Source organism: Paraburkholderia sp. BL23I1N1, from assembly GCF_003610295.1.
In the GTDB taxonomy this organism is placed as follows: domain Bacteria; phylum Pseudomonadota; class Gammaproteobacteria; order Burkholderiales; family Burkholderiaceae; genus Paraburkholderia.
Genome location: NZ_RAPV01000001.1, coordinates 2,993,216 through 3,018,586 on the forward strand (window position 1 = coordinate 2,993,216; position 25,371 = coordinate 3,018,586).

Annotated in this window: 42 protein-coding genes and 1 pseudogene; 17 read left to right on the forward strand and 26 right to left on the reverse strand. The window is 60.4% G+C overall.

Annotation, left to right across the window (positions count from 1 at the left end; translation table 11 throughout):
- Positions 1-3: 3 nt before the first annotated feature.
- The 23 genes and pseudogenes from B0G76_RS14005 to B0G76_RS14100 form a co-directional block, all read right to left on the reverse strand.
- On the reverse strand, positions 4-1,257 hold the full coding sequence (locus B0G76_RS14005; protein ID WP_120292987.1) for a P22 phage major capsid protein family protein: 1,254 nt from the start codon (positions 1,255-1,257) through the stop codon (positions 4-6).
- Positions 1,258-1,303: 46 nt separating this feature from the next.
- Positions 1,304-2,212 carry a hypothetical protein gene (locus B0G76_RS14010; protein ID WP_120292989.1) on the reverse strand — a complete coding sequence of 303 codons (909 nt, stop codon included), beginning with the start codon at positions 2,210-2,212 and terminating at the stop codon, positions 1,304-1,306.
- 86 nt (positions 2,213-2,298) lie between these two features.
- On the reverse strand, positions 2,299-4,464 hold the full coding sequence (locus B0G76_RS14015) for a portal protein (RefSeq protein WP_120292991.1): 2,166 nt from the start codon (positions 4,462-4,464) through the stop codon (positions 2,299-2,301).
- A 63-nt stretch (positions 4,465-4,527) separates the two neighbouring features.
- Complete coding sequence (locus B0G76_RS14020) at positions 4,528-4,932, reverse strand: hypothetical protein (protein WP_120292993.1); 405 nt, start codon at positions 4,930-4,932, stop codon at positions 4,528-4,530.
- Entirely contained in the window at positions 4,929-6,404 is a 1,476-nt protein-coding gene (locus B0G76_RS14025; RefSeq protein ID WP_183082047.1) for a terminase large subunit domain-containing protein, read from the reverse strand. Before B0G76_RS14025 ends, B0G76_RS14020 begins: the two co-directional genes overlap by 4 nt.
- Complete coding sequence (locus B0G76_RS43760) at positions 6,343-6,687, reverse strand: hypothetical protein (RefSeq protein WP_259460889.1); 345 nt, start codon at positions 6,685-6,687, stop codon at positions 6,343-6,345. Before B0G76_RS43760 ends, B0G76_RS14025 begins: the two co-directional genes overlap by 62 nt.
- A gap of 126 nt (positions 6,688-6,813) precedes the next feature.
- Positions 6,814-6,933 (reverse strand): annotated as a pseudogene (locus B0G76_RS43765) (helix-turn-helix domain-containing protein); the annotation flags it as partial.
- Between the two features lie 62 nt (positions 6,934-6,995).
- The gene (locus tag B0G76_RS42870) at positions 6,996-7,148 is read right to left on the reverse strand and encodes a hypothetical protein (protein ID WP_183082048.1); all 153 of its coding nucleotides are present in this window, start codon (positions 7,146-7,148) and stop codon (positions 6,996-6,998) included.
- Positions 7,145-7,327: a hypothetical protein gene (locus tag B0G76_RS42465; RefSeq protein WP_147394046.1), complete on the reverse strand. Its 183-nt coding sequence runs from the start codon at positions 7,325-7,327 to the stop codon at positions 7,145-7,147. Before B0G76_RS42465 ends, B0G76_RS42870 begins: the two co-directional genes overlap by 4 nt.
- 199 nt (positions 7,328-7,526) lie before the next feature.
- Positions 7,527-8,159 carry a hypothetical protein gene (locus B0G76_RS14040; RefSeq protein ID WP_120293001.1) on the reverse strand — a complete coding sequence of 211 codons (633 nt, stop codon included), beginning with the start codon at positions 8,157-8,159 and terminating at the stop codon, positions 7,527-7,529.
- The gene (locus tag B0G76_RS42470) at positions 8,156-8,407 is read right to left on the reverse strand and encodes a hypothetical protein (RefSeq protein ID WP_147394047.1); all 252 of its coding nucleotides are present in this window, start codon (positions 8,405-8,407) and stop codon (positions 8,156-8,158) included. The genes B0G76_RS14040 and B0G76_RS42470 overlap by 4 nt, the downstream gene beginning before the upstream one ends.
- A gap of 8 nt (positions 8,408-8,415) precedes the next feature.
- Positions 8,416-8,841 carry a DUF2829 domain-containing protein gene (locus tag B0G76_RS14045; RefSeq protein WP_120293003.1) on the reverse strand — a complete coding sequence of 142 codons (426 nt, stop codon included), beginning with the start codon at positions 8,839-8,841 and terminating at the stop codon, positions 8,416-8,418.
- Between the two features lie 28 nt (positions 8,842-8,869).
- On the reverse strand, positions 8,870-9,055 hold the full coding sequence (locus B0G76_RS14050; protein WP_120293005.1) for a hypothetical protein: 186 nt from the start codon (positions 9,053-9,055) through the stop codon (positions 8,870-8,872).
- Positions 9,048-9,551, reverse strand: coding sequence for a DUF2591 family protein (locus tag B0G76_RS14055; protein ID WP_120293007.1), 504 nt, complete (start codon positions 9,549-9,551; stop codon positions 9,048-9,050). Before B0G76_RS14055 ends, B0G76_RS14050 begins: the two co-directional genes overlap by 8 nt.
- Positions 9,548-9,829 (reverse strand): hypothetical protein, encoded by a 282-nt coding sequence (locus B0G76_RS14060; protein WP_120293009.1) that lies wholly within the window; start codon positions 9,827-9,829, stop codon positions 9,548-9,550. The genes B0G76_RS14055 and B0G76_RS14060 overlap by 4 nt, the downstream gene beginning before the upstream one ends.
- 14 nt (positions 9,830-9,843) lie before the next feature.
- Positions 9,844-10,278, reverse strand: coding sequence for a DUF1364 family protein (locus B0G76_RS14065; protein WP_120293011.1), 435 nt, complete (start codon positions 10,276-10,278; stop codon positions 9,844-9,846).
- 141 nt (positions 10,279-10,419) lie between these two features.
- A complete protein-coding gene (locus B0G76_RS14070; protein WP_120293013.1) occupies positions 10,420-10,992 on the reverse strand; it encodes a hypothetical protein in 573 nt (190 codons plus the stop codon).
- 1 nt (position 10,993) lies between these two features.
- On the reverse strand, positions 10,994-11,488 hold the full coding sequence (locus B0G76_RS14075) for a DUF1064 domain-containing protein (protein ID WP_120293015.1): 495 nt from the start codon (positions 11,486-11,488) through the stop codon (positions 10,994-10,996).
- Positions 11,485-12,591: a hypothetical protein gene (locus tag B0G76_RS14080; protein ID WP_120293017.1), complete on the reverse strand. Its 1,107-nt coding sequence runs from the start codon at positions 12,589-12,591 to the stop codon at positions 11,485-11,487. Before B0G76_RS14080 ends, B0G76_RS14075 begins: the two co-directional genes overlap by 4 nt.
- Entirely contained in the window at positions 12,588-12,860 is a 273-nt protein-coding gene (locus B0G76_RS14085) for a winged helix-turn-helix domain-containing protein (RefSeq protein WP_120293019.1), read from the reverse strand. Before B0G76_RS14085 ends, B0G76_RS14080 begins: the two co-directional genes overlap by 4 nt.
- On the reverse strand, positions 12,857-13,087 hold the full coding sequence (locus B0G76_RS14090; protein ID WP_120293021.1) for a hypothetical protein: 231 nt from the start codon (positions 13,085-13,087) through the stop codon (positions 12,857-12,859). Before B0G76_RS14090 ends, B0G76_RS14085 begins: the two co-directional genes overlap by 4 nt.
- Positions 13,088-13,096: 9 nt before the next feature.
- The gene (locus B0G76_RS14095; RefSeq protein WP_120293023.1) at positions 13,097-13,372 is read right to left on the reverse strand and encodes a DNA-binding protein; all 276 of its coding nucleotides are present in this window, start codon (positions 13,370-13,372) and stop codon (positions 13,097-13,099) included.
- A 63-nt stretch (positions 13,373-13,435) separates the two neighbouring features.
- Positions 13,436-13,678 carry a hypothetical protein gene (locus B0G76_RS14100; RefSeq protein ID WP_120293025.1) on the reverse strand — a complete coding sequence of 81 codons (243 nt, stop codon included), beginning with the start codon at positions 13,676-13,678 and terminating at the stop codon, positions 13,436-13,438.
- A gap of 120 nt (positions 13,679-13,798) precedes the next feature.
- Between B0G76_RS14100 and B0G76_RS14105 the strand changes: the two genes are divergently transcribed.
- The 16 genes from B0G76_RS14105 to B0G76_RS14165 all read left to right on the forward strand — a co-directional run bounded on the left by B0G76_RS14105 (position 13,799) and on the right by B0G76_RS14165 (position 20,133).
- Complete coding sequence (locus tag B0G76_RS14105) at positions 13,799-14,182, forward strand: hypothetical protein (RefSeq protein WP_120293027.1); 384 nt, start codon at positions 13,799-13,801, stop codon at positions 14,180-14,182.
- Between the two features lie 215 nt (positions 14,183-14,397).
- Positions 14,398-14,592, forward strand: a complete 195-nt coding sequence (locus tag B0G76_RS14110; RefSeq protein ID WP_120293029.1) for a hypothetical protein — start codon at positions 14,398-14,400, stop codon at positions 14,590-14,592.
- 9 nt (positions 14,593-14,601) lie between these two features.
- On the forward strand, positions 14,602-14,742 hold the full coding sequence (locus B0G76_RS42875; RefSeq protein ID WP_183082049.1) for a hypothetical protein: 141 nt from the start codon (positions 14,602-14,604) through the stop codon (positions 14,740-14,742).
- A gap of 1 nt (position 14,743) precedes the next feature.
- On the forward strand, positions 14,744-14,893 hold the full coding sequence (locus B0G76_RS42880) for a hypothetical protein (RefSeq protein ID WP_183082050.1): 150 nt from the start codon (positions 14,744-14,746) through the stop codon (positions 14,891-14,893).
- On the forward strand, positions 14,893-15,021 hold the full coding sequence (locus B0G76_RS43770) for a hypothetical protein (protein ID WP_259460577.1): 129 nt from the start codon (positions 14,893-14,895) through the stop codon (positions 15,019-15,021). The genes B0G76_RS42880 and B0G76_RS43770 overlap by 1 nt, the downstream gene beginning before the upstream one ends.
- A gap of 317 nt (positions 15,022-15,338) precedes the next feature.
- Positions 15,339-15,548 (forward strand): hypothetical protein, encoded by a 210-nt coding sequence (locus B0G76_RS14115; protein ID WP_120293031.1) that lies wholly within the window; start codon positions 15,339-15,341, stop codon positions 15,546-15,548.
- Positions 15,549-15,552: 4 nt separating this feature from the next.
- Entirely contained in the window at positions 15,553-15,984 is a 432-nt protein-coding gene (locus B0G76_RS14120; protein ID WP_120293033.1) for a hypothetical protein, read from the forward strand.
- 1 nt (position 15,985) lies between these two features.
- The gene (locus B0G76_RS14125) at positions 15,986-16,264 is read left to right on the forward strand and encodes a hypothetical protein (RefSeq protein WP_147394048.1); all 279 of its coding nucleotides are present in this window, start codon (positions 15,986-15,988) and stop codon (positions 16,262-16,264) included.
- A 7-nt stretch (positions 16,265-16,271) separates the two neighbouring features.
- Positions 16,272-16,454, forward strand: a complete 183-nt coding sequence (locus B0G76_RS14130; RefSeq protein ID WP_120293037.1) for a hypothetical protein — start codon at positions 16,272-16,274, stop codon at positions 16,452-16,454.
- 30 nt (positions 16,455-16,484) lie between these two features.
- Positions 16,485-16,844: a DUF1566 domain-containing protein gene (locus B0G76_RS14135; protein WP_120293039.1), complete on the forward strand. Its 360-nt coding sequence runs from the start codon at positions 16,485-16,487 to the stop codon at positions 16,842-16,844.
- A 29-nt stretch (positions 16,845-16,873) separates the two neighbouring features.
- Positions 16,874-17,332: a DUF1566 domain-containing protein gene (locus tag B0G76_RS14140; RefSeq protein ID WP_120293041.1), complete on the forward strand. Its 459-nt coding sequence runs from the start codon at positions 16,874-16,876 to the stop codon at positions 17,330-17,332.
- 17 nt (positions 17,333-17,349) lie between these two features.
- Positions 17,350-17,724 carry a four helix bundle protein gene (locus tag B0G76_RS14145; RefSeq protein ID WP_120293043.1) on the forward strand — a complete coding sequence of 125 codons (375 nt, stop codon included), beginning with the start codon at positions 17,350-17,352 and terminating at the stop codon, positions 17,722-17,724.
- Positions 17,725-18,043: 319 nt separating this feature from the next.
- Complete coding sequence (locus B0G76_RS14150; protein WP_259460831.1) at positions 18,044-19,063, forward strand: RNA-directed DNA polymerase; 1,020 nt, start codon at positions 18,044-18,046, stop codon at positions 19,061-19,063.
- Positions 19,060-19,416: a DUF551 domain-containing protein gene (locus tag B0G76_RS14155; RefSeq protein WP_120293045.1), complete on the forward strand. Its 357-nt coding sequence runs from the start codon at positions 19,060-19,062 to the stop codon at positions 19,414-19,416. Before B0G76_RS14150 ends, B0G76_RS14155 begins: the two co-directional genes overlap by 4 nt.
- Positions 19,417-19,442: 26 nt before the next feature.
- Entirely contained in the window at positions 19,443-19,814 is a 372-nt protein-coding gene (locus tag B0G76_RS14160) for a hypothetical protein (protein WP_147394049.1), read from the forward strand.
- Positions 19,815-19,866: 52 nt separating this feature from the next.
- On the forward strand, positions 19,867-20,133 hold the full coding sequence (locus tag B0G76_RS14165) for a pyocin activator PrtN family protein (RefSeq protein ID WP_120296373.1): 267 nt from the start codon (positions 19,867-19,869) through the stop codon (positions 20,131-20,133).
- Here B0G76_RS14165 and B0G76_RS14170 read toward each other — a convergent pair.
- Positions 20,112-21,206, reverse strand: a complete 1,095-nt coding sequence (locus tag B0G76_RS14170) for a site-specific integrase (protein ID WP_120293049.1) — start codon at positions 21,204-21,206, stop codon at positions 20,112-20,114. The two genes, B0G76_RS14165 and B0G76_RS14170, sit on opposite strands and share 22 nt — an antisense overlap.
- 165 nt (positions 21,207-21,371) lie before the next feature.
- Entirely contained in the window at positions 21,372-21,839 is a 468-nt protein-coding gene (locus tag B0G76_RS14175; protein WP_120293051.1) for an Lrp/AsnC family transcriptional regulator, read from the reverse strand.
- Positions 21,840-22,061: 222 nt separating this feature from the next.
- Here B0G76_RS14175 and B0G76_RS14180 point away from each other — a divergent pair, with 222 nt between their 5' ends.
- Positions 22,062-22,631 carry a cysteine dioxygenase family protein gene (locus B0G76_RS14180; protein WP_120293053.1) on the forward strand — a complete coding sequence of 190 codons (570 nt, stop codon included), beginning with the start codon at positions 22,062-22,064 and terminating at the stop codon, positions 22,629-22,631.
- A gap of 46 nt (positions 22,632-22,677) precedes the next feature.
- Here B0G76_RS14180 and B0G76_RS14185 read toward each other — a convergent pair whose 3' ends face one another.
- Positions 22,678-25,299 (reverse strand): mechanosensitive ion channel family protein, encoded by a 2,622-nt coding sequence (locus B0G76_RS14185; RefSeq protein ID WP_120293055.1) that lies wholly within the window; start codon positions 25,297-25,299, stop codon positions 22,678-22,680.
- Positions 25,300-25,371: the final 72 nt, after the last annotated feature.

Below are 25,371 nucleotides of genomic sequence, written 5' to 3' on the forward strand. Positions count from 1 at the left end.
CGATCAGACCTGATTGAAGAGCTCAACACCGCACATCTCGGTATTGAGCACAGCGACGCCGAAGAACACGTCCGCGCGGTACAGGATCGTCTTGGTCTTGATGTCGTAAAACTTCTCAAGCTCCATTTCGATACCCTGCTCGGTCGTCGCACGCAGCACCTGCACGCCAGCATCGGTCGGCGGTGCGAAGCGGCCCGGAAGCAGCTCGACAGCGGACTTCTTCCAGTGCGGGTTGAGCGCAGACGCAGCCGTGTTCAGCCAGGTGATTGCAGCGCCGTTGGCCGGCGTCGCGCTGATGTTCTGATAGCAGATTTCGGCGTTCGAACCACCCTGACCGCTGATGAACGGAGGCGTGATCTGGAGGTGGGTTCCGTCGACGACGGTCACCACACGGAAGGTCTTCGGCTGGCCGGTGTCCTGCTTCGTGATGTGATGCACCGAATCGACGTTCGCCACCTGGAAGCAATCACCCGGCTGCACGCCAGCGGTCGCACTGACCTGGATCGTCTGGAAGCGGTTGTCGACATTGGTCACCTCTCCATACGAAGCAGCGACTGTCGCCTGCGGCACGTAATACTGGTTCGCCGCGCCGATCGTGATGGCACCACCTGCGGCCGCGATGATGCGCGGTGCGTAGTCCATCTTGAACACGCTGAAGTTCGACACGTCGCCGATGTATGCCTTGTCGTAGGCAGTTTCCGGACGACCGGCCATCGTCTGACGGCCAGCGAGGTTACTCGCCATCGAGTTGTAGTCGCGCGACGAGAACGCGGCATAACGGTCGTCAGCACCGATGCCCTGTTCGTTGTAGATTGAGTCCACCGCGGCAACGTCATCGAAGCCGCTGGCAGCCGATGTGCGCTTCACGACCAGCGAACCGAGCGACGTCACAGCGCCATTCACAGCGATGTTGATGTCCGAGGCCAGCTTCGTCTTCGCAGCGTCACCGAGACGGTTCTCCTGCAGCGCATCGCGCAGCTCGAGCGCAGTCATCGTCCACGGCACCGAGCGCGGCGTGTTGATCGACGCCGGCACGGACAGCTGGGTATACGAGTTGAAGTTGCCGGTCATATCGGTGCCCGAATACGATTGGGCGATATACGGCATCGGGCGCCAGATGATGTTCGCCGACCGTTCCATTGCTTGCTGGTCGGTCGTGTACTTGCTCACCAGACGCGACATGACGAGCATGTCATTGAAGCCTTCGAGCAGCTGCTCGAACGCGACACGCTCTTCCTTCGAAAATGCGTTGCTCATTTTGCTTGTCCTCTATCCCGAGTTGACAGAGAGCAACTGCGGCGAACTAGCGCTGTTGTTGCGCCCGTTTAAGCTGTGCCTTGTAGGAGAGGACCTTCGAATAATCGCCAGTCTTTTCCGCCTCGGCCCGCAGCTGCTCCAGTTTCTTCTCGCCACCGCCAGCCGCCGGAGCAGCAGCCGATGACGAAACGCGCGCTTCTGGCGCGGCTTTGGTTGCATTGCGGGTGGACACTTTCAACTCCTTTTCGAGCTTGCCTGCCGCGAATGCGAACCGGACGGGATCTGTGATTTTGGCGAGGTCACGCAATTTGTTCGGATACTTGCCCAACGCAGCTACCAGTACTTCAGGCTTGTCGGAACCAGCCAGCAAGATGCCCTGCTGCACCGGCGAAAGCTCGATAACAACCGTCGCTTCCAGTTCCTTGAAGTCCTTGATGCGTAGCGCCTTCGCGCCGCGCTCGTAGGCCGCCAGACGTTCCTGGTTGCCACGCTCGCGCGCTTCGGCTTCTGCGTTGACCTTCGCCGCAGCAGCATCGACTTCGGCCTTATCGGCGTACCACTTGCCGACTGCCGCATCGAACTTGCCTTCGTCGTAGTCGAAGTTCTCAAGCTTCGGCTTCGGGCCGAGCGTGGGAACTGCAGGTGCTTGCGTTGGCCGGGAGACAGCTTCGCTCGCTTCTTTCTCACGGAGCTTCCGTGTGAGTTCGCGATTCTGCTTCCGGAGATCCTTAACCCATTGCGGGGCGTTTTCCTGCCCTTCTTCGCCTGAGGCCGGCGCTTCCTCGTCGCCAAACTGAATGACTGCTTCGCTGTCTTCTTCACCTTCCGCAGCAACGCCATCGCCATGGGCGGGTTGCGTTACTTCGGCAGTGGTGGCCGTCTGGCCTTCCAGATCGACCTCAATTTCAGCGATTACATGTTCATTCTCGTTGGGCGTTTCTGCCGTTGTGTCCATGAAAATCCCGTGTCAACTCACAGCTTGAGGCGCTGCGGTGGCCTGATTGCGTATTTCTATAGCTTTTGCAAATCAAAAGCAAGACGCTATTGCGCCATAGCAGGTTGCTGCATCGCGGAAGCGGCTTGCGGAGGAACCGGAGCTGCAGCAGCCGGCGCACCGGCGGCGGCTGTCGCGTCCTGGTTGGTTTGCTGGATCAGCGTATTGAGGATGTCCATTGCCGCCTGAAGGCGATTCGTGTGGGCATCAGAAAGCTTCGCAATGGCATCGGCACGGCTGTTTGCGGCATCCGCATAGGTCTTGACCGTATCGGCCTGCGCCTTGCCGGCGCGCGCGCTCGCTTCCTGCGCGGACGCCATGTAGAACTGGCTCTGCGGATCGGGCGGCTGGTTCGCCTGCGCCTGTGCGGCCGCGGCCATTTCGCGCTGTTCAGCCTCATTGGGCTTGATGACGCCCTGCTTGACGAGCATCTTGTGCAGATATTCCTTCAGGTCGTCGAGGCCTTCGCCGTCCATGTTCGACAGGATCAGCGACGACAGAATCGACGCCAGCTGCGGATCCTGCACGAACTGCAGCATGCCGGTGAGCGCTCGCACGGTGGCATCGCGCCGGCTGGTGAAGTTCGGGCCGACGTCGACAGTGACCTCATATTTCCCCTTCGATGGGTCATTCGTCACGCGCGCGGCACCGTCGATGATCTTTGGTTGATGCAGGCGCGCGACGCCCTGTGCTCCGTCCTTACCGATCGTTGTCATGCGGCGATCTTCCTCGTCGTACAGCTCGCGGGCCATGCCGAGCCAGATCTCGCCGCAGCGCTTCATCGACTTGCCCATGTTGTCCATGTAGATGAAGGCCTGCATGTCGATCTTGTTCTGCACCAGCTCGACAGCCTTGGCACTGACGTTCGACACAACCTGCTCGCCCGCTTCCTGCTCGCCGGTCACTTCCTGAATTGCCGATGCAGTGAGCTCGGTGAGCGCGATCATCGCCGGCGGAATGGCAGGCGGCTGCGTTGTACCGATCGGGCCTGCCGGAATTTCCTCGCCATTCATGTTCGTGATGGCGTTGATCAGCAGATACGGGTTGTCATCAATGTTGTCGTTGGCCCACGTGGTTTCGTGGCCCTTGATCTGCTCGGGCGTAAAGATCGGCTTCTGCCGCGGCGACAGCGCGGCAATCAGCGCGAGCAGCGAGATCTGCATGTTGAACAGGCGCTGCGCATCCTTGCCGAGCCGCACGTGGCCCATGATGCGCTCCTGATTGTCGATATATGCCCGCTTGGCGTAATACGGCACAACCGGGATATTCGGACCAGCGATGAAGCCGCAGTCTTCCAGCACGACACCGCCATCGTGAATCCACTTGCGCACGCGGCGTTTCTTGACGGTGCGCTCACGGATGTGCTGATAACCCTGGTCCTCCAGATCCTTACGATACTCGTCGGTGAGGTCTGCGTCTTCGACCTTGATGTCCTTCTGGTTCTGGTTGAGCAACCGGAACACGTGCAGCTTGCGCTTCACATCCTCGATGCGGTAATACTCAGCGATGTAGACGACGTCCGGCGTGTACCAGTCGAACTCGGTCATCTTCTGGACTTTGCGGAACGTCGCCGGCTGGCCCATTGCTGCACCGCCAAACGGATCGGCATCGCCCGTGCTGCCGTACTTCTCCGCATATTCCTCGCGGTCCATCGAGCTGATCACCCAGCATCGCGACGCGTCGCTCTTGTCGTACTTCTTGCCGTCGAGACTCCAGAAAACCGATGAGTCGGCATCGTAGATCGGCTCGAAGCAGATCTGCTGCGTCTCATCATCCTCATCGTATTCGTCGGTGTAGCTGTTGCGCAGACGCCAGGCGCCAAAGCCTCCAGCAATGCCCTCGTCGAACGCGTTGTCGTAAGCCTCCTGACCGCCGCTGCGCTGCTCATCGGCGCGGTATAGGTCATTCAGCAGATTGGCGGTCTCATCGTCCGCATCGTCATCCTTGGGCCGGTAGTCAACCGAGATGCGATTGTTGCGGTACTCGCTGAAGATGCGCACACAGGCCATGTGCAGCTTGTTGACCTCGAAGCGTGGCTTGTTGTCGAACTGCAGGCGAAGCGCGTCTTCCCACTGCGCACCGTCGACATAGACAAAGCGGCGATCCTGAAGGCATTTGAGCCGGATTTCCTGCTGCGACTTGTAAGCCATGTCGAAGCTGGTCAGCGACTCTTCAACGACCGCCGCATGAATCTCTGCCTTCGTCTTTGCCATCTTTTCCGCCGCAATTGATAGAATTATCCAATTGCATATAGCTAATCGATAGCGCTTTTAACGTCAAACGGTTATGCGCAGTTCCGGTCGAAGTTCGCAAAACATATACATCAGTTGCTGACTGAGGCGCTGGATCGCGTACGCCTCAAACTCAGCACTCGGCGCCTCTTCACCCCAATGCTTACAAATATTCTGGAAGATATGCACGCACTCGTGCACGAGCATGCAGGCCAACTGAATGCCATCTGTGCCCCTCATGCGCTCCATATCAACGCATACGATCGCCACGCTCTCCCCGACGCCCGTCGTATCGTCAAGCCAATGCATGGTGGCTGCCATCCCCGGAATGACAAATGGGCTCGGGGACTTAATCTTGAACCGCCGCATCTCGCGCAGATACACGCGCTCGTCGATACATAGGCCGACATTGCAGGGACGCATTAGCAGTGCGTCATCGATATATTTCATCGCAGGTTGTTCCAATGACTCGCAGTTCGAGGAATGGCAATCGAGCCTTTCGGCTCAGCCGCTTTGTTGATGACGGCGAGGCGCCGCATCATGTAGGCATAACGCGAGGCTGATAGCAAGTCGTCGCGCTCCTTCACGATCTGGCCGTTCTTGTCGCGGTGGTATAGGCGCTTCTCTTCGAACCAGTCGGTGAGGTTCGCGAAAACCTTCCACGTGCCGTTCTCCATCCGGTTCTGCATCTCCCACAAGCCAGCCTCGACGCTGTAACCGCCAGAAGGCCAGGTCGCGTGCACGCCGAGCATCTTGAAACCCGCGTCGGCGTATTGCTTCTTCAGCACTTCGCCACCGCCTTTTTCGTGCTGCAGACCATCGTGCGGCCATGCGTATGGCACGTCCTTCGCCCAGCCCTGCGTCGCGATGCGGGCCTGCGAGGCGTCTTTCTGGCTGGCCCGCCATGCATGCGTGACATAGATCGCGTCGGCGTCGCGATCATGCGCCAGCTGCACATGCGCCTGCGGGTGATCCCAGCCGAAGTCGAGGCCGTTCAGTACGAACCAGTGCGGCGGAATCTGGAAAGGTTGAATGGTGATCTGTTCATCGGGCACCGTGAATATCAACCCGGCGCCGACAGCCGGAACGCCCTTCGAACGCATCTCACGCTGGTAGGCCGGATACGCCGCGAGGATCTGCGCCTTCGCCTGTTCTGTCAGGTGAGGCGCGTCGGCCCAGGTGACATTCAGGAGGAACTGGCCTTCCTTGATGTCCTCCATGAACTGCGACACCAGCGGCGTCATGCCGTTTTCCGGCGTGAACGTCAGCGTCACCAGGCCGCCGCGGTTGTCGTCGCCAGTCAGCGTGCGCGTCAGACACTGCGGGTAAATATCCTGATCGCGTGGCTCTTCGTCGATCCAGATGTAATCGATCGAGTCGCCCATCAGCACATGCTGGCCCTGCTCATAGGCCTTCAGCGACAGGCTCGACCAGCCGCCGCTCACGTGCTTGATCTGCACATCCTTGATCAGGTTCTTCGTCTGTGGCGAGCGGATGAAGTCGCCAATGCATTCAGCCGGGATCGTGCCTTTGCCGTTCGGGCGATCACCATCGAAGTCGCCGAGCAGCTTGCGTTGGATCACGTCCCGTATTTGCTCACCTGAAACGCCTAGCGCCCAAGCGCGAATAGGCCGCTTGAAGCGATAGCCTTCCCACCAGTCCGGATAGCGGCCGGTCAGGTGCATTGCCATCTCAAACGCCGCGCTCTCCGTCTTGCCGACGCGGTTCGCGGCCATCAGCAGACGCTGGCGGTTCTCCGCGCCGGCGGCAAAGAATTTCGCCTGCCATTCATATGGCGTGTAAAAAGCGAGTCGGTTCTTCGCGCGTCGCTCCGCTTTCTCGAGCAGCGCGGCGAGCAGCTCAGCCTTGGCGAGCCGGATCGATTCCGAGGGCTGCGCTGTGCTGGGCGATGAGCTGGTCAAGTTGTTCATCCGTATAGTTTTCGACGCGACTGCCCTCGGCATTGCGCTTGTTGATGTCCTCGACAGCTTCCTTGTTTGCACGTAACAGGTTCACGCCGATCTCGCTGGCGTCGTTCGCCATTCGCGTCAGCGCAGAGATTCCCTTGAGCGCTTCGACGCCCTCAGGTGTCAGCGGATTAGCATCGTCGATCTCAGCCGACTTCGTGTGCGCAATGCCCGCGAGTCGTCGTGCGGTCGCCGCGCCATAATCCGCTGCCGCGAGCAGATGCTCGCTCACCGACATGAGGCGCGCTGCGAGGTTTTGCGCAGTTATCTGCGAAGCTATTGGAAGGCGTTGCAAAGCCGTATTGGCCGTAGCCAATTGATTTGCAACGGTTTTTATTGAATCTACGCGGGATGATAATTTCTGCCGGATGGCCGCTTCGGAGATTCCAAACTCCCGCGCGAGCGCGCGCCGCGCCTCACCCGCGATGAGGCGCCGCTCGACTTCAGCCCACTGCTCCGGCGTCAAAGCAGACTTGCGACCCATGATCTATCGTCCCGTCAGGAGATAGATTACGAACAGAAATATGAATACTTCGAGAACTTGGATCACGGCTTTTCCTTGCCCTTCGGTTTGCCGCCATTGGCCCGCTTCATGAGCTTCTCGGCGCCAGCCTTATCGGCCTTCCTGTCAGCCGGCGAGCCTTCATATTTGCGCTCAGCTGTCTTGAGGGTCATCTTTTTGGCGGGTTTGTCTTTCACTTCTTCCCTCCAGATTTCGTTACGCTCGCATAGCGCTCAGCTTTCTTGGCCGCATGCTGCTTCGCGGCGCCATGACGCATGCGATCGGCTTTGATCTCTTCGGCACGCGCGAGCGTCTCCGCATCGGACTCAGCGCGCCAGCGCTTATCCTCAGCTGACATTGCTGGTTTTCTGGTCATCTTTTGGCTCCGTGATGATTCCGTTGGTATAGGCGCAAGCGCGCCATGCCGACCACATCACGGTTCGGAGAACCTCCAGTCTCTCGGCTGGGATGCGATCGGGAGCAAGCTCTGACTCGAAAACCGCATTGAACAGCTGCCACTGGGTAGCAACCTCGGCGCGGCGCCGAGCCAGAATTTCGCGAAACTTCGACACGGTCTAAAGAATCGATTCGAGCTTATCGAGATCCGCATGCAGGCTCGCCACGGCTCCAGATTCGAATGTCCATAGGTGCGAGCGCAAGCGCGCGAGCGCGCTCCTCGCGGCTTCCCTCTTAGCCGAGTCGACCACGGCCACGGTCGATGTGCCGACGTCTTGCAAGGCATTGCTCACAGACGATGAGGTGTCGCTTGCGGACGTGCTTTCCGCAGGCGATGCAGCGACGTTTGGGACTTCAGCCATACCCTCCGCAGACGGTGTTGATGTCTCGGGCGATGTCGGCGCAGATGGCGTGGAACTCGGCGCCGGTGATAAAGCGGTTATCGCCGCCTGGACGTTTCCCGCTTCACTCACAGTCGCCGAACTCTCCGTAGAACCGACAGACGAGGCACCGACCGGCTTGGAGCTCAGCGCGGCATCCGCAGCCGCCGCAATGGGTTCCCCCGGCTGCGCGACCGCCGGCGCGTTCGATTCGGCAGCCGCGCTCTCAGCACCCGGGTGAATCAGGTGCTCGACCTTCTCGCCGAGGCTTTTGAACTCATCGACGATCTCACTGATAATGCTCGGCTCGCTGCTGCTGGGCGCCGCGTCGGCGGCGATCTTTGCTGATGCTTCGGCTACAGGGTCGCTCACGATATTTCCTTGATGGGTAGATTCATGCCGTATTTGACGTTGGACTTACGGCCGTTGTCCTTGCTGCTCAAGTGATACCCGTTACAAATCTGGCACCGGTAAAACCACAACTCAGGCGATTGCCCGACCTCGATGTAATGCAGCCCCGCCGCACGCGCCGTCGCTTCATCCGGATATCGGTTCTTGCCGGCACAACGCCGAACAATTGCTGTTACCTCCAGACCATGCGAGCGCAGTGGGGCATTCATAAGCGCGCCTAGCCGAGAACTTGCCAGTCTTCAGCCATCACATCGGTCTGCGAGGCGAGCCACGGCACAATCTTGCCGTCCGCCGTCTTCATATCGATGTGCGGGCAATAATCGATCTGCGTGCCCTCCGGATAGATACCGAGCAATGGCGGCCGGTTCACCGAGAACGTGCTGCCAGGTACGAGGAACAGGAACATGCCCTTACCGTTCCATCCGGAGCGCGCGACCTTCATGCCGGCCTTCAGCATCGCGACCGCATCACCAAACGTCAGAGACTGTGCGTCACCCTCGATGACCCGATATGCCGCTTCGAAAGTTTCTTTCGGCGACCAGCTCATGTAGCCATCTTCGTATTTCACGGCATAGCCTTCTCTGCCGTCCCGCTCTTCATGCCATGCGGTGATGATCTTGGTTCCAATATAGTTCTTCGTCACGTGCCTCTCCTGGTGGTGAGTAAAGCAGTCAATCGCGCCGCCGATGATCTTCGAGCGCTAGAAGCGGCACTTCCTTGATCTCCCGCACTGCCTCGGGCGGCAGATCGATTACGTTGGGATCAAAAGTGGTGCGCGCCGCCGCTATTTCTTCATTGCGCTGCCGCGCAGCACCGTAAAGAATGTGAAGCGCCGGATAGATGAATGGCTCATACATGATGGAAATACTCCGAGTGATTTGTCGACCGCGCGCGCCACCGAAAATAGCTCTGTTCAGCCTGCACATCTGTCAAGAAACGAAGCGCGCGGGACTCATAGACGTGATCTGGCAAGCGCGCCGCCGCGGCGCCGATTTCAATCTCGCCAACAGCAAACTGCTCCGCGACGCGAAGGCGGCAGATCGCAATTTGCGGCGACTCGTCGGTGAACATCCCGTGATACCGCCGGTTCATTTGCGCTTCGGCAAGCCATATAGTTTTTTGAATGCCTGTTTCGTCCAGGCACGGATGCGGGTAAAGCGTGTACTTGCAGCGGAATGCGATGTCGGCCGCGAGCTGCGAATTCTTCGTCGGTTCGTAGATCGAATAGCCAGATGGCACGACATCGATCCGGCAATAGCTTTGTCCGTACATCGTGCGCAGCTCGGCGATGAATCCCTCTGCGCGTGCGGTCCAGTAATCGAGTTCAGCGCCTTTCAGCTCGTCGAAATTCATTCCATACCTCGCACGTCCCACTCCGCGTCGCCACTCTCGAAGAACGGCGCCAGCGACTTCCGGTTGTCCTTCAGCAGCGCCTCGACGCGGCATGTGCCATCAGCATTAAAGAGCCGGCGCGCCGCCAGATCGCGATATTGCGGCGGCAAATCGACATCGACACACAGATATGCGCGCTTCCCAGCATCGTGGATCGGGAGTCGCACGCGGCTCACCAGACACTCGAATTGCTGCGATGACTCCTGCGTCGCACCCACAATTTCAAAATCTAGAGACATGCGAACCAATAGCCTCACGCTGCCTCCAGCAATGGCAATCCCATCTTTTCCGCTCGAACAGGCTCCCAACGCTCATATGCGCGGTCCCACACGTCGTATTTCTCCTGCCTCGGTGTGCCGACGCGGTTCTGGTCGATCCATGCATGACACGGGCTGCAGCCAGGCACGGTGTAGACGTTGTCGGCCTTCCTGGCGCCAGCTTTGCCGTGACGGCTCTGGTTCGAATGGCAATCGACTACCGACTGATGAGCCCAACCGATGCTGCAGCAGATACCCGGCACGCGCAGATAGCATTCTTCGCCGCGGCACGCGTCGATGAACTTCGAACCTTCGGTAACGGTCGGCCGCTTGCGACGCGACTTGATTGGGCCGCTGCGCTTCATCGGTGTGCCGCGCGACAGCACCACGTACGCTTTGCCCGGCTTGCGAACGAATCCTGTGCGCTTCATGCCAATGTCCCTAATACGTAGGCCGTTCCCATCAACACCAAGATGGCCCAGAACCGCCAGTCATGCATACCGATCCGCCGCGTAGATAGCACACATGCGGCACAGCCGAACGCAAGGCCAACGAAAGGGCCAACGAAAGCGTCATGCATGATTGCTCCACTTGGACCGAACCATGGCATCGATCGAACTGACCACAACCGGATCGGCACGCGGCCACCAGTTATCGCCAGCGCGATACATCTCGTCGACTTCGGTATCGCTCATGCCCGCCGGCATGCCAGCCGCCTTCCTGCGCTTTTCGATGAGGCGCTTTCGGTATGCTGCCGGCGTCGCCGACAAGGGCTTCGGCGCGTTCTCGCCCGGGCCGAAGACGTACACGATCTCGTGATACGAGCCGCGCCATTCGACGATGTGAGCGGTCTCGCGCAGCACCATCGCGGACAGCACGTCGCGGACAGACCGTTTCTCAGCGCTGAGCAGCTCTGCGACCTCGGCCGCCGTGCGCGGTACCGCCGCGGCATCATCCTTCGGGGCCATCAGTTCACGGATCTTTGTCGGCAACGACTGATGCACCAGCCCGATCGCGCGGGCCTTGGCGCGGATCGTCTCGATGCTGCGGCCGCCGAAGAGATGCAGATTCGCGGCGAGCGGGCGGCCTGAGGTGTAAATCTCGGTAAGCGTCTTCAGCTCGGGAACGGTCCAGACTCTGCGCATGCTAGATCTCCTGAATCTCGATGTTGTGCACGACCTTCATCAAATGGCGCTTGAGCAGGTACATCGGCGTGCGCATGCCCTTGACGTCCTCGATTACTGGTGTGCCGCGCGGCATCTCGTACACGAAGTCGGCGATGTAAAGCCGGGCGCGAAGCTTCTTCCCGGCGATCGTCGTGCCCGGCACGACCACAAACGGCACCTGAATCTTCAGGTTCGCGATTTCACCAGCCTTGTGGCGCGCCGCCAGCACGCGGTAGCGCGCTGCCTCGCGCTCGCTGTCGAACTTGATCCCGTCGACGATTTCTTTCCGATTGCCGTACTTCGTACGAGGTCCCTGCACTTCGCTGATCAGCTGCTTGATTGGCGATTCGAGCGATACCGGTTCGACGGATGCAAGACGCGCCGCCGCGCCGGCGATCTCGCTGCGAACGCGGGCAGTTCCGACACGGCCGCCTGCGATTGAGCCTTCCGGGAAGCGGAGCCTGTTCTTGCTCATGATGCGTAGTCGTCCACAGGCATGAGCGCATCGCCAAAGGTAACGCGCGCAAACTGGTAAAGGTCCGCAGCGTTGAAGCGCTGGGCATCGGAAAGAACGAACTCGACAGCAGCGGTATCACGCGCCGCCCGGGCGACCAGCACGCGGTAGTAGCGCCAGTCCTCGTCGGCCTTGCGCTCTCGCATGCCGCATTCAGCGCCATGTGCATCTACACCTTCCGGTGACCGGAACCACTCGGCCATATCTGGCTGTCCAACGGCAGCCGGTGCTGCCTCGGCATCGATGAACGTCGTCACAAACCCCGCGTACGTCGGCCGATCATCGCCATCGCGGCCACGCGCAGCCACCGCCAGCGCATGTGCCTCGCGAAGCCGCTGGGGCGTAATGCCTTTCCCGACCCATGTCAGCACGTGCACCCGGTCCCGGCTGCGGTCGATCGACAGGTCCTTGCCTCGGGCGCGCTCGAGCGAGATCAGCAAATCGGTGAGTTCGCGTTCGGGTTCAGGGTTCGGTTTCTCATTTTCAGCAGCAGCAGCAACGGACTTATCCACAGCGTCCGTCGCGCGCGTTGCTGCTGTAGTCTCTGTAGTAGTCTCTGTACTGTTAACGGAATGGGGATCTGCACTCCCGCGAGCGAGGGTTTGCCCATCCCGCGAATCAGGGTTTCCCGATTTGGCGGGATGGACTTTTCCCATTTCCCGAGATGGACTTTTCCCATTTCGGGAAATGGACTTTTCCGACTTGGTGCCAGCGGACTTCGAACCCTGCTTTTTGGTCACCGGATCAGACGAAAGGAGCAGTTCGAGCGCGTCTTCATCGATGCGAAAATAGGTCTTGTGCTCGATTCGTTTAGCGGTCTCGATCAGCACGCCTTTGGCCCGCAATGAGCGTCGAGCGCTGCGCTGCTCCTCATAGGACAGACCCGTTTCCTCCTCAAGCTCTTCCACGGTCTTGTGCACGCCCAGGTCGCTCGCGGCCTTGTCCTGCCAGTAGAAGATCTGGCAGAACAGCACCGACGCGTTCACGCCGCCCAGGTAGCGGCTCAGGAACGGGTAATAGGCGATCGGCCGACCCAGCTCGCGGAGAACGTCTGCTGCCCTCATGCGCGCGGCTCCCCCTGCGGTAGGGTGAGCCGATACTGAACACCGCGGCCCGGCACGCGCATGCGGACGAAGTAGCCGTCGCGCTCCAGCTCGGCAACGAACTTGCGCGCCGCCGACTCGCTGACGCCGCATTCGTGCGACAGGCGCTGGTGCGTAATGAAGCCTTCCAGCGTCGTCAGGTGAGCATTACGCGTGATCGCGAGCAGCACGATCTTCTTCAGGCCCGGGATCTCGAAGCGCCAGGCGATGTTTTCGTGATGCAAACTCATATGCGGATCCCAAGCCAGTGGTTGGCGAAACCGCGCAGCCAGCTGGCGGCATAGAGAAACGACAGCGCGAAAATGCCCCACTGGTGGGCTTTCCACGTGGCGTAGAACCAGAACGGCTGGGCGACCAGTCCGAAAAGGCAGGCGTAGCGACGACGGTTCATGTTCACGTCCTGCGACAGGAACACGGCGGCGACACCGAATAAGCCAATACCGATTTGCTCGAGCATCTGGACGCCCTATCGCAAGCCACATTCACCCGCGCCCTGCCGCGCGCATTCGCATGCCGCGCCGACCTTGCACAGGGTTGCGATTGCATCGAGATACGGCCGACTCACGAGCGCATAGCCCGCGACATCGATCGCCTTGTCGATCTCGGAAATGAGTACGCCCCGCTGGCCGCTCAGAAAGCGACTGACTTCGGATGCATCCCAGCCGATCTGTTCGGCTGCACGCTTTCTGTCGGGACCTGTGAGCACGTCCCGCAGCGCCTGTTCTATGTTCGGCTTGGCCATGGCTGGCAACCCCTAGCAATACAAGTTGAGTGCTGTTGCTGCAGAGCACCAATAAAGTTTGTTTCAAGCAGCGGTCGCCGTTTCTGGCGACGCGGTTCGGTAGAAAAATGCAAGGAGCTCTTTCTGGGTAACCGGCCAGCCGAACGCCTTGCACGCCGCCGCCAGACCAGCCATGAGCGCAGGCTTCGGGATCTTCCGGCGCGTCATCAGGTGAACCTCGATGTAGCCCCGGGTGGTCCCGGCGATCTCTGCGAAACGCCCGCGCTCTTCCGTCGCGAGGCCTTGATACAACGACTTGAAATCCATGAGAGGTCACCTGTGCGATCACTTCCTACAGATCATATACCTCCCGGGTATATGTTTGCAAGCGAACATATACCTGCGAGGGACATTTACCCAATAGGTATAAACACGTCTAATTGCGGCATGGACATTTGGGAAATCCGCCTCGCCAACATGCGGCTCCTCGCTCAGAAAGCGGGGAGCGGTGCGGCATTGGCGCGCAAGCTGGAAATGGCCTATCCGCTGCTGCAGAACTACATCGGAAAGAACCCCACGAAGAAGCTCGGCGATGTGCCCGTGCATCGGGCTGAAGACGCTTTCGAGCTGCCCCGCGGATGGATGGACAGACTGCATGGAACAGAGGAGAAAGCGCCCGCACCTGATTCATCGATCTGGCCATTTGCCGTTGAGCGCAGACGGTTTGATGCGCTGCCACCGCAGGAACAGGAGCGCATCGGGCGCTTTGTCAAAGACACCGTGGAAACATGGGAAGCGACACAGGCCCGGGACGCGCGCAAGGCCGGATAAGGGGACCGCCCGGCGCCGTCATCATCAGATTCCCTGTCGCACGACGCAGGGTTGTTGGCGAACCTGAGACCTGAATTCACCACAGAAGAAAACGAGCCCGCCACGAGCGGGCTCTTTGCTGTTCAAAATATATACCCCTCGGGTATTGACCAGCATCTACCTGTTGGGTATATTTGCCTCACAGCGTCACAGATCGACGCAAGAGGGGCGACCTGATGTTTAACTTCACGATTCTTTTCCAGGGTGCTGAGGTCGCTTGCGCGGAAGCCGAGCATTACGAAGACGCACGCGAGCAGGCCATCGAAGATGCTTCGGGCGGTTCTTACGCCGAAGTACTTCGTGACTGTGAATTCTCGGCGACGAGCGATCGCGGCGTCATCGGCCAGGTTACCGGCCCGCTGTTCATCTGAGGAGCAGCCATGTTCTATAGCGACTATGGCGTCAGGACCTACCGGGTCCACGCTTCGAATTACATCCTGCGGTTCGCCGCACATTTCGACCAATACTTGAATTCGCGCTTCGTGCGCTCGATCGGGTATGACCAGATCGTGTGGTGCTGAGATGAACCGCACCTATCACGACAACGATTTGCTCGCGGCGACATATGTCGGCCTTGGGCTGCTCGCGAAGATCTGCGCCTGTTTCGCTGCCGGCGTTGCTATCGGTGGCCTCTGGTATCTCTGCGTCGCCTTTCGCGCCGGGGTGCTCTGATGGAAACGCTCAAGTTCGGCCTGCGCATGTGCGCGGCTTTCGTCGCGATCGTGCTGATTCTCGCGCCGGCTCAGAAATGGGATGAAGCTCAGACCGAGCAAGTCCGCGCTTCGATGCGTAACACCTGATCCCGAAAAGGCTCACCGATGACTCTCTTTCAATCAAGTTTAGTGATCCTCTGCGCTTTTCTGGCAGGAACGGCCCTCGGCGTAATTATTGGAGGGTTGTGTGCCGTCTCCGCGCTCTCTGATCAGCAGATGCTGGACGCGCACAAATTCGAATGACCCCCCGCGCTCCCTTGGTCCGGAGCGTTTTGATGCCGGCCTGTATGTGCGGCTTTTTCTTGGATTCATCGTGGACGCAATCATTCTTTTCGCCATTGCCATCGTTGCCGCAGCTGCGGCCGGTGTGGCGTTGGGGTTGCTCTACCTGAGGAAGCGTTGATATGCGCGCCGCCATCCCTGTTACCGACGACATGATTGCTCGCGAGTTTCGCCTGCAACGCTGCCGCGGCTCTGCCATGGCGGCGATTACAAACCCGGCAGTGCGCCGCGTGCTCGAGCTGGGTGCGAAGGTACGCGCCGCGCGCGAAGCGGGCGCGGCGCGGCCCGTCGAGCGCGATGCCAAGTCTCGCGCCGCCAACGATCTGGAGTAAGGCGATGGCCTCCATCGAAAGCATTCTGCAGCTGATCGTCGACCGACCCGGCCTGACGGCAAATGAAATCGCCGACGAGGTCGATCTGGTTGCGTCGGACGTCCAGTCGCGACTGGTGAAGCACATCGAGTCAGGCAAGGTCAAGAAGGATCTGAAGGCGGTCGATGGCGGCAGGACGGTGTTCACCTACTTCCCTGGGCAATCGCTCATTCAGGAAGTGGATGGCGTGAAGCGCGCCACGACGACGTCTGGCAAGACCGGCCCGAAACCTCAGGCACTGCCAGGTGCCGCATCCGATTTCACGTTCGGCTTCTTTTCGAACGGCACCCTGTCTATCTCGAAAGGTAGCAAGGAGATCAGGCTCACCCGCGCTGAGGCGTCCCAGATGATTGATTTCCTTGATGCCATCAACATCGAAAAGATCGCTGGAGCCTGACATGCCACGCACCCCAATGACCGATGAAGAGCGCGCCGCGAAGCAACGGGCGCGCGTCGAGGCGAAGCGTGCCGCACGTGAAGCCCGCAAGACCGAACTGCGCATGCAGATTGAACTGCGCGCCAGCAAGATTCCGCCACACATCGCTCAGGGGGGGGTACAGACGGTCCGGAACTGGAAGGATGCACTCGACAAGGCTACCTCGACCGCGGATCTCTCGCGTGTGTCCGTCGAGCGGCTGGACGAGGTTCTCGAAACGCTGAAACGCCACACGGAGTAATCACGCGATGACCGTTTCCGACCTGATGGACGCGCTGCGGCGCCTTGATCCGGACATGACCGTCGCGGTGCGCACGCACAGCGATTTTCGTGAAGTGAGGGACGTAGAGCCTAGCGAAGGAAATCTCGCGGCGATCGACATCCGTTTCAGTGAGCGCGTTGCCGATGAGCCATCAGACGACTATTTCTGACTGACGTCAGTTTTTCTCAAAGGAGTTGCAATGCAACAGCTTCAGATTCCCCCACTGGCAGAAGGCGAAGTCTACGTCGGCGCGATTGGCGACAAGAATGGTGACGTCTATCACGTGGTGCTTCTACCGGGTGACAACGATGACGCCACGTTCGAAGCACAGCTCGCGTGGGCGAAAAGCATCGGCGGCGATCTTCCGACGCGCGTCGAGCAGGCGATGTTGTGGTCCGGCTTCCGCGAGCAGTTCAAGAAGGAATGGTACTGGAGCAACGAGATCCACCATCGCGAATGCGGTTGGGCCTGGTATCAGTACTTCAGCCACGGTAACCAGAGCACCCTCCGCAAGGGCCACGCGCTCCGCGCGCGTGCCGTCCGCAGATTGCCAATTTAACAATTCAGTAATTTTCAGGAGCGTTTGCAATGACGATTACGCTTGAGGCCATTAAGGCCGAACACACGAAGTTCGCCGAGATGATCGCGGCTTTCGAAAAACAGGCCGCAGCCACCGTGTATCACGTCGCCGCTGCATCGATCACGCTAGCACCGGGCGAGCGCTATGCCGGTTTGGTCCTCGGCGAGAACGGCGACGCCGACTATCACCTAATCCTGTTGCCTGGTGAAGTCGAAGACACCAACTGGGAAGCGGCCGGTAAATGGGCAGCAGAGCGCGGCGGCGTACTGCCGACTCGACGCGAGCAGTCACTGCTATTCGCGAACCTGAAGGGTGAGTTCCAGTCAGCCTATTACTGGTCCGGCCAGCAGCATGAGAAAGAGAGCGGTTGGGCCTGGTGTCAGAACTTCTACGACGGTTACCAGCACGGCTACCGCAAGGTCAGCGCGCTCCGCGCGCGTGCCGTCCGCAGATTGATCCTTCAATAATTTAGTCATTTATCAGCATGGCCATCCACACGCAACTGCCGATCTACAAGGTCGCTTACGACATGCTCGACGTTGTTACTGACCTCGTAAAAAACATGCAGCGCGACTTCAAGCGCTCCATCGGCGAGAAGATCAACACCGAGTGCATCGAGATCACGGTCCTTGTTTTTCGCGCCAACGTCGCGGAGAACAAGGAACCGCATCTAATGGAGTTGCTCGAGCGCTTGCAGGTCATTGAGCTGCTGGTCAGACTCGCCATGGATAAGCGCCTGATTTCGAAGCCCGCTTACGCCAAGACGATCGAATTCAGCACCAGCATCGGCAAACAGGCAAATGGATGGCGTCGCGCCGCAAATCGCCCGCTTCATGGAGGTCAAGGCCGTCATGACTGAGCGATCTTTCAATCTGGTCGTGCCGCTGGCTCACGAGGCCACCGCCATGCGCACCACGGACACCGCCCGCCAGCGTGCGGCACGGTCCGGCGCAGTTTCCCCGCTGAGCGATCGGCCGGGCGACGTAGATAGCACGATTAATGCGGTTGGGCCTGGTATCAGAACTTCAACAACGGTAACCAGAACAACAACCACAAGAACAACGCGCTCCGCGCGCGTGCCGTCCGCAGATTGGAACGGGAGTGCTGATTTCACCTTCCTCGAACTGGTCGAGGCGTATTTAGACTGCCGCCGCACGAAGCGCAATAGCGCCAGCGCACTGACATTCGAAGCGAATCTGGAGCGCAATCTCCGGAAACTATACGACGATCTGGCCGACGGCAGCTATGCGCCAGGCCGCTCGATCTGCTTTGTGATCACGCGGCCGAAACCCCGCGAGGTATGGGCGTCGGATTTCCGCGATCGCATCGTGCATCACCTGTTGTACAACCGGATCGCCCCGGGCTTCGAGCGCTCATTCATCGCCGACTCATGCGCCTGCATCAAGGGCCGCGGCACGCTTTACGCCGCGCGCCGCCTCGAGGCGAAAATCCGCAGCGTCACGCAGAACTGGTCGCGGCCGGCGTACTACCTCAAGTGTGACTTGGCGAACTTCTTTGTCTCGATCGACAAGGAGATCCTGCGTTCCCTGCTGCTCGCGAAAATTGACGAGCCATTCTGGGCTTCGCTCACCGAGCTCGTGCTCATGCATGATCCACGGACGGACTTCGAATTCCGAGGCAACCGGAAATTGCTGGCACGCGTGCCACCGCACAAGCGGTTGATGGAGCAGACCGCCAATCGTGGGCTGCCGATCGGCAATCTTTCTTCGCAGTTTTTCGCCAACGTCTATCTCGATGTGCTGGATCAGCATGCGAAGCACCAGCTGCGCGCGCGGCACTACATCCGTTACGTCGATGACTTCCTATTCCTGCATGAATCGGCCGAATGGCTGAATGCCGCGCTGGCTGACGTCGACGAGTTCCTACCGGTGAACCTCGGTGTCCAGCTCAATCCAAGCAAGACGATCCTGCAACCGGTCGCGCGCGGCGTTGACTTCGTCGGGCAGGTGATCAAGCCATGGACGCGATCAACGCGCCGCCGCACTGTCAACGAGGCCGTCAGGCGTATCGGCACCGTCGGCGCGGCCGACTTCCTCGCTCTGTCGAACAGCTACTTCGGCCTTGTCGGACAGGCATCTAGCAGCCATCACGATCGGGCTCAGCTCGCTAATGCAGCACGCCGCCGCGGTCACGCCGTCAATCATGCACTGACAAAGACCTACCGAGGTTCCGTATGACAAAGAGCCAATGGACCTGCGTCGAAGACGCGATGCCCGACGTGGGCGCCACTGTAATCGTCAGTTCCCACTATGCCGGCGACCCGCGTCGCGAGCGCTTCTATGCAGTATGTAACTATGACGGTAGCCTGTTTTTCTTCGATGATACCGGCGACGACATTTACGCACCGACGCATTGGATGCCGTTACCTGCCGCTCCCAGCCATATCGGCGATCCCACCGAAAAGGTCGAAATCGATCGCATACGGTTTGAAGCCGCTTGGCAGGCGCAAGGGCGCGATCTGTACGAAAACTTCAAAGCCTGCGCATGGGAATTCTGGCAAGCCGCGCATAAGTTCGGTGGAATGCTATGAAGCCCGTAAACAACAAAGCTGACGGCATGGTGCCGAACCGTCCGACGCCTGAAGGCTACAAGCTGGGCTCCGTGCTCGCGAAGCTGTCCGACCGCGGTGAACGAATTCTGCTTGCAGAAGACGGCGAAGCGCCCCGCCGCTGTGCGTCATGCGCATTTAAGGGCGGCACGTTCCCGAACGGCTGCCCGGAAACCGTTCTGGATGCGCTGAAATGCGCGGCCGAAGGCATTCGGTTCACCTGTCACCACTCCAAGCCGCTCGACAGCTCGAAGGGCTATTCCGAGCCATGCGCCGGCTGGGTACATTCGCGCGTGACCGTTGTGCGCATGGGTGGCCTTCCGGCTGAAGTCGCCGAGCTGATCGCTCAGCACAAAATTGAAGATGGGAAGCGTCGATGATTGACGCAGCAGCACGCATCATCGAAACAATCAGACGCGCATGGAGTATCAAATGAATACTGTTTTTCTGCTGATGGCGCAGTTCGGCGCCCGCGCAGTGATCCCGATCGACGAGGTACGGCGCGAATATTTCTCGCACCTCGAACTGGACAAGCTGTTGCGCAAGATCGCCTATGGCGAGATCGTGCTGCCACTCGTGCGCATCGAGGCCTCACAGAAGAGCGCCAAGGGCGTCTACGTGCAGGATCTGGCGAACTATATCGATGAGCGGCGCGCCGCCGCGCAGAAGGAATGTAATCAGCTCGCCGGCACGGTCTGAGCCGGTAGCGGCGCGATCACGTCGAGCCATTTCCAGTTTTCATACTTGTCTCCCACCTTGCGAACGTGTGTATAGCGCTTCAAGGTATTCCAGCTGCGGTGGCCGCTCACGGCTGCCACGCGCTGGATCGTCCATCCTATCTCTGACAGCCGGCTCGCTCCCTCGTGCCGCAGGTCATTCAGATGCAAGTCATCGATTTCGAGCAGCTGCACGGCATTCGTGAATGCTGTACTTGCCGTGAGTGCCCGGTAGGGGAAGATGCGGTCGCCTGATCTCGGCTGCGCCTGTGCAATCCTCAACGCTTCTGGAGTCAGGTCTACCCAGGTATCGTTGCCGATCTTAGTGTTCGGATGTTTCAGGTCGCGCACCATCACGCGGCACCCTTCCTCATCCAGATCCCGCCACTCCAATCGGCAGATCTCGCTGATGCGCCGCAGCGAATAGATCGTGAACGTCGACAGCGCCTGCATCGGAATGCTCTCTGGCGTGCCCTCCCGCACCTTTCCGAACTCGGCCATCAGGCGATCCAGCTCCTCCAGCGTCGGGCGTCGCTCGCGATGCTTCGAGCGGCCTACGAGCCCCATTCGCGTCAGGGCGATACGCGCATCCGCAACGACCGATGCATCCACCGGATATCCCCATGCCGGCCGGGCGAGCGTGATCACGCTGGAGAGGTGCGCAAGATAGTGCCCGCGCGTCGACGGCGCGACGTCGACCGTCCGCATATATCCGACGACGTCCGCACTTGCAAGCTGAGCTGCCTTGACTTCGCCGAGTGCGGATTTCGATATCTGGCTGAGGATCATCCTCTTCGTCCGATCCAGCGGCTTGCCAAGCTCTTCGGTGTATCGCTCGATCATTTTTTTCACTGGCGGATTTTCCTGCAGTGCCGCCTTCAGCCCGTCGGCATGCGCGAGCTCGCCTTCGCGCTTTTTCGCCCAAGCCTGCGCGGCCTGTTTGCGCTCGAAGGTCCTGGTCTCCTGGTGGATCACCTTGCCGCCTTTCCGGATGCGGATCTGCGCCTTATAGGAGGTGCTACCATCCCTGTTCGTTCTGGGCGTAATCGCTGCCATTTGCGCTCCTTTACTCGCCTTCGCGGTGCCACGTGGAAATGGCACCCATTTTGGAGCCGTGGCACCGCAAAAACAAGAGAAAAAGCGAGATAAACCGATAGAATTAGAGGTGCAGTAATCGGCTCAGAACGTCCGCCAGGCAATGAGAAGCCCATATAGCCGCGCTCAGCCATTGAACCGCACCGGCAGCGCCGTCGAATACTTGATCTGTTCCATCGCGAAACTCGAACTCACGTCGTACAACGGCACAGCGGCGATCAACTTCTTATAGACCCGATCGTAGTCGTCGATATCGGACACCACCACGCGCAGCAGGTAATCGGTTTCGCCGCTCATCCGGTACACCTCCACCACCTCCGGAATCTCCTGCACCGCACGCGTGAAGGTCTGCGCCCAAGCCTCGGTGTGCTGATTCGTTCGCACCGCCACGAACACGGTCGTGCCCACGCCGAGTTTGCGCGCATCGCACAGCGCCACCTGGGCTCGAATCACGCCCGTTTCTTTCAGGCGCTGGAGCCGCTTCCAGCACGGCGTTTGCGACAGATTCACCCGTTGCGCCAGCTCGGCGATCGGCATGGTTGCGTCTTCCTGCAGGATCTCGAGCAGCTTCCGATCGATGATATCCATTCCCATCGTGACACCCCCATAGAAAATTATTCTACTTTTAAGATTCCGAGTGGAATTATATGGAAACTCTTTCTCCGAGCAAACAGGTATAAATATGTCTATCCAAAAATAGCCGATAAGCAGCGATGCAGCTGCACAGCGATCATGAGCCAAGACCTCCGTTCCGAATCCGTCGCCCGCGTTGCCCGTTCCTCCGCCCACGCCGTCCAGTTAGCCGGGGCGAACGAAATGCCCTCGCGCACCCATCGCACCGTGCCGCTCGCGCACCTGTGCGACACGCTCGACGCGATGTTCGAAGCCTGCGTGAAGTTCGCTGAACCTTCGGATTCGACCTTCTTCGCGCGCAGCATGCGCATCGCGCTGACCGAAGCCGCGGCGAATCCCGCATTGCTCACACCGGCGCAACGTGAGGGTTCTGCTGAAAATTACCGGCGTCATCTGCTGGCTGCCGATCCGCAGGGTCGCTATGCGATCGCCGCACTGGTATGGCTGCCGCATCAGGCAAGCCCGGTGCATGCGCACCATACGTGGTGCGGCTACGCGGTGCTCGACGGCACGCTGAGCGAAACGGTCTTCGAATGGAATGGCGCACAGCATTGTGCGAGCGCCACCCGTACGCAAGCACGCAATGCCGGAGCCGCGTCGTTCGTGCGCGGCGGCCGGGGCGGCATTCACCAGTTGGGAAATTGCAGCGACGCGCCCGCCGTTTCTCTGCATATTTACGGTGTCTCGGGCGCGCAGATCTCCACGCACGTCAACGATATCGTACGCACAGCCGGGGCACCGGCGCTGGTCTAAAAACCGAGCATTGTGCGCGGGGCCGATGCCCCCGCACGTAGCGTAGTCAGCTTTTACCGCCCGCTTCACCCGCCGTCGGAATCTGCGGCGGAATCGGCGCGGTCTGCCCGGTCGGCGGCGGTGCCGGTCGCGGTTCATGCGACACATCGCGCGCCACGGCAACGTGCACGGCCCGCGTCGAGCCTCCCGCCTCCGCCCCCGCATGCGCGTGCCCATGTCCATGCGGACCGGCCTCGGGCAGTTCATCGTCCGGCAAAGACTGCCCTTCGCTATCCTTCGACGACGTGTACACACGCATTTGCGGCACCGGAATCTCGATACCGGCTTCGTCCATCTTGCGTTTGAGCCTCAAATTGAAGGCGCGCGCCACGCTCCATTGCTGCAACGGCCGCGTCTTGATCTGCCCTTTCACGACCATCCAGTTCGGATCAAAGCGGTCGAGCCCCCACACCTCGATCGGGCCGAGCATTTCGCGCCGATAGCGGAAGTCGGCCATCAGATCGGCGCCGACTTCCCGAATCAGGTGCGTGATCTGATCGACATCGGTCGAGAACGCCATTCGCACTTCGAACACCGCGTACGCGAAGTCGCGCGACAGGTTCTTCACGATCTTGATCTGCGAAAACGGAATCGCGTGAATCGCGCCTTGTCCGTCGCGCAAACGAACGGTGCGGATCGACAGATGCTCGACGGTGCCCGCATGCCCGCCGTCCACGTCGATCCAGTCGCCGACCGAAATCGTATCTTCGATGATGATGAACAGGCCCGTGATCAGGTCGGTCACGAGCGACTGCGCGCCAAAGCCGATCGCGAGACCAATCACCCCGGCGCCCGCCAGCAGCGGCGTCACATTGATGCCCAGATTCGCCGCTGTGACGATGCCGGCAATCGTCATGATCGACACCAGCAGCACGTTGCGCAGCAGCGGCAGCATCGTGCGCGCCCGCATGCTCGGATTGCGCGACTTGTTGCGCGGACCGCCTGGATTGAGGGCCTCGGTAATGGCCGTGTCGACCAGAATCCACAGCAGCCATGAAATGAACACCGTCGCGATGATCGCCGTCACCGCGTGCGCGATCCCGCGCGCCGCCACGTTTTCCTCCACGACTTCCGCGAGCGACACGCCCCACAAACGCGCCGCCAGTTCGAAGAAGAACAGCCAGATGAACAGCGTCAGCAGCGTGCCGCAAAAGCGCAGCAAGCGCGACAGATAAGGCGAGCGGCGCCGCGCGCGCGGGCTGCGCGGGCGCGTCACGCGCAGCACGACGGCCGAGAGGAAAAATGCGAGCACCAGTAGCAGCGCGGTCACCACCGAAATCTGCAGCACGTTTTCGCTGGAGCCCGAGCCGCCGAGCGTGGCCACCACCGACGCGGCGGCGAGCACCAGCACCGGCACGTGCCAGAGCGAGGCGAGCACGTCGAACGCGTCGGTCGCGGCCCTGTGATCGTGGCGCTGCTCGTAAGGCCGGTTGCGAATCAGATGCGCGACGGGCCGGCGAAACGCCAGCGCGAAATAGCCGGTGAGCACGGCGGCCGTCATATTGGCGGCCGTCGAAATCAGCGCGGCGAGATTCGATCCGAGTTGATGCGCGACATCGTAGTTGACCGCCGCATCGCCGAGCGCGGCGCATACGCCCACCACGAACAGCACGCGGCGCGCGTGATCGATCAGCAGGCGCACCGCAATCCGCCGATGCCCCGAGCCGAACAGCGAAAACATGATCAGACAGATCGCCGAAAATATCGCGCCTGCAACAATCGCATAGGCGACCACCATGCCGAGCGTGCGGCCGAGCGCATCGGGCATGGCGCGCACGAACAGCAGCGCCGCGAGAAAGGCGATGATCCACGGTCCGACGCGGCGCAGCGCGAAGATCAGCAACTCGCGCGTGGTGGGATTCGGGTTGAGCCCCAAGAGGATGCCGAAGCGCCGGTATAGCCGGTGTTGCACGTAGATCAGCGCGCCGGCGCAGGCACCCCAGCCGGCCAGCATGGCGATCATCGAAAAGATGACGCGCCCGAAGCTTTCATGCCCCTGCCCCGAAATGATCGTGTAGAGCTCGTTGCCGGCCGCGTTGAAGCGTCCGCCCCAATAGCGCACCGGGGTGCGGCCCTGATGCACATCGGATTCGAACGACGCGATGCCCGACGCGATCGCGCCGAGCAAGCCCGGACTCGGTTGCGCGGGCGCAGGCGGCGCGACCGTTTGCGAAACGTCGCGCAGCTTTTTGAGCTGGGCGACAAGCGCGGTGCGCTGCCGGTCGTTGTCGAGCGTGGCGATCACGCTGTCGAGCGAGCGCGCCAGTTCCGCCTGGCTCGCGGGCGACGGCGCAGAGGCCGCTTCCGCGGCCGAGGCACCCGAGGCGGCAGACGCAGGCGTTGCCGTCGCCGTCGCGCTATTGATCAGGCTCTGCAAGGCCGGAATGACCGGCGTGCTGGTGCCGGCCGCCTCAGCAGTCGCGGGCAACCACCCGATGACGCCGAGGATCAGCGCGAGGCAGACTGTGGCCAGCCATGCGCAAAGCCGCGTGGCAACAGGAGCGCGAATGCCGCGTCGAGCGTTGCATCCGGCATAACTGGAAGAAAACTGAAAGGCGGCGTGAGTCGCCGGTTGCCCGCCGTTAGACGGCGCGGCCCCGGACTCACGCCCCAATGGGCATGACTGCATGGCGATCCGTAAGAAAACGGGAGTCGCCAGTGTAGCCGCAGTTTTACCGCCCGCGCCCGCCCATGCGTAACC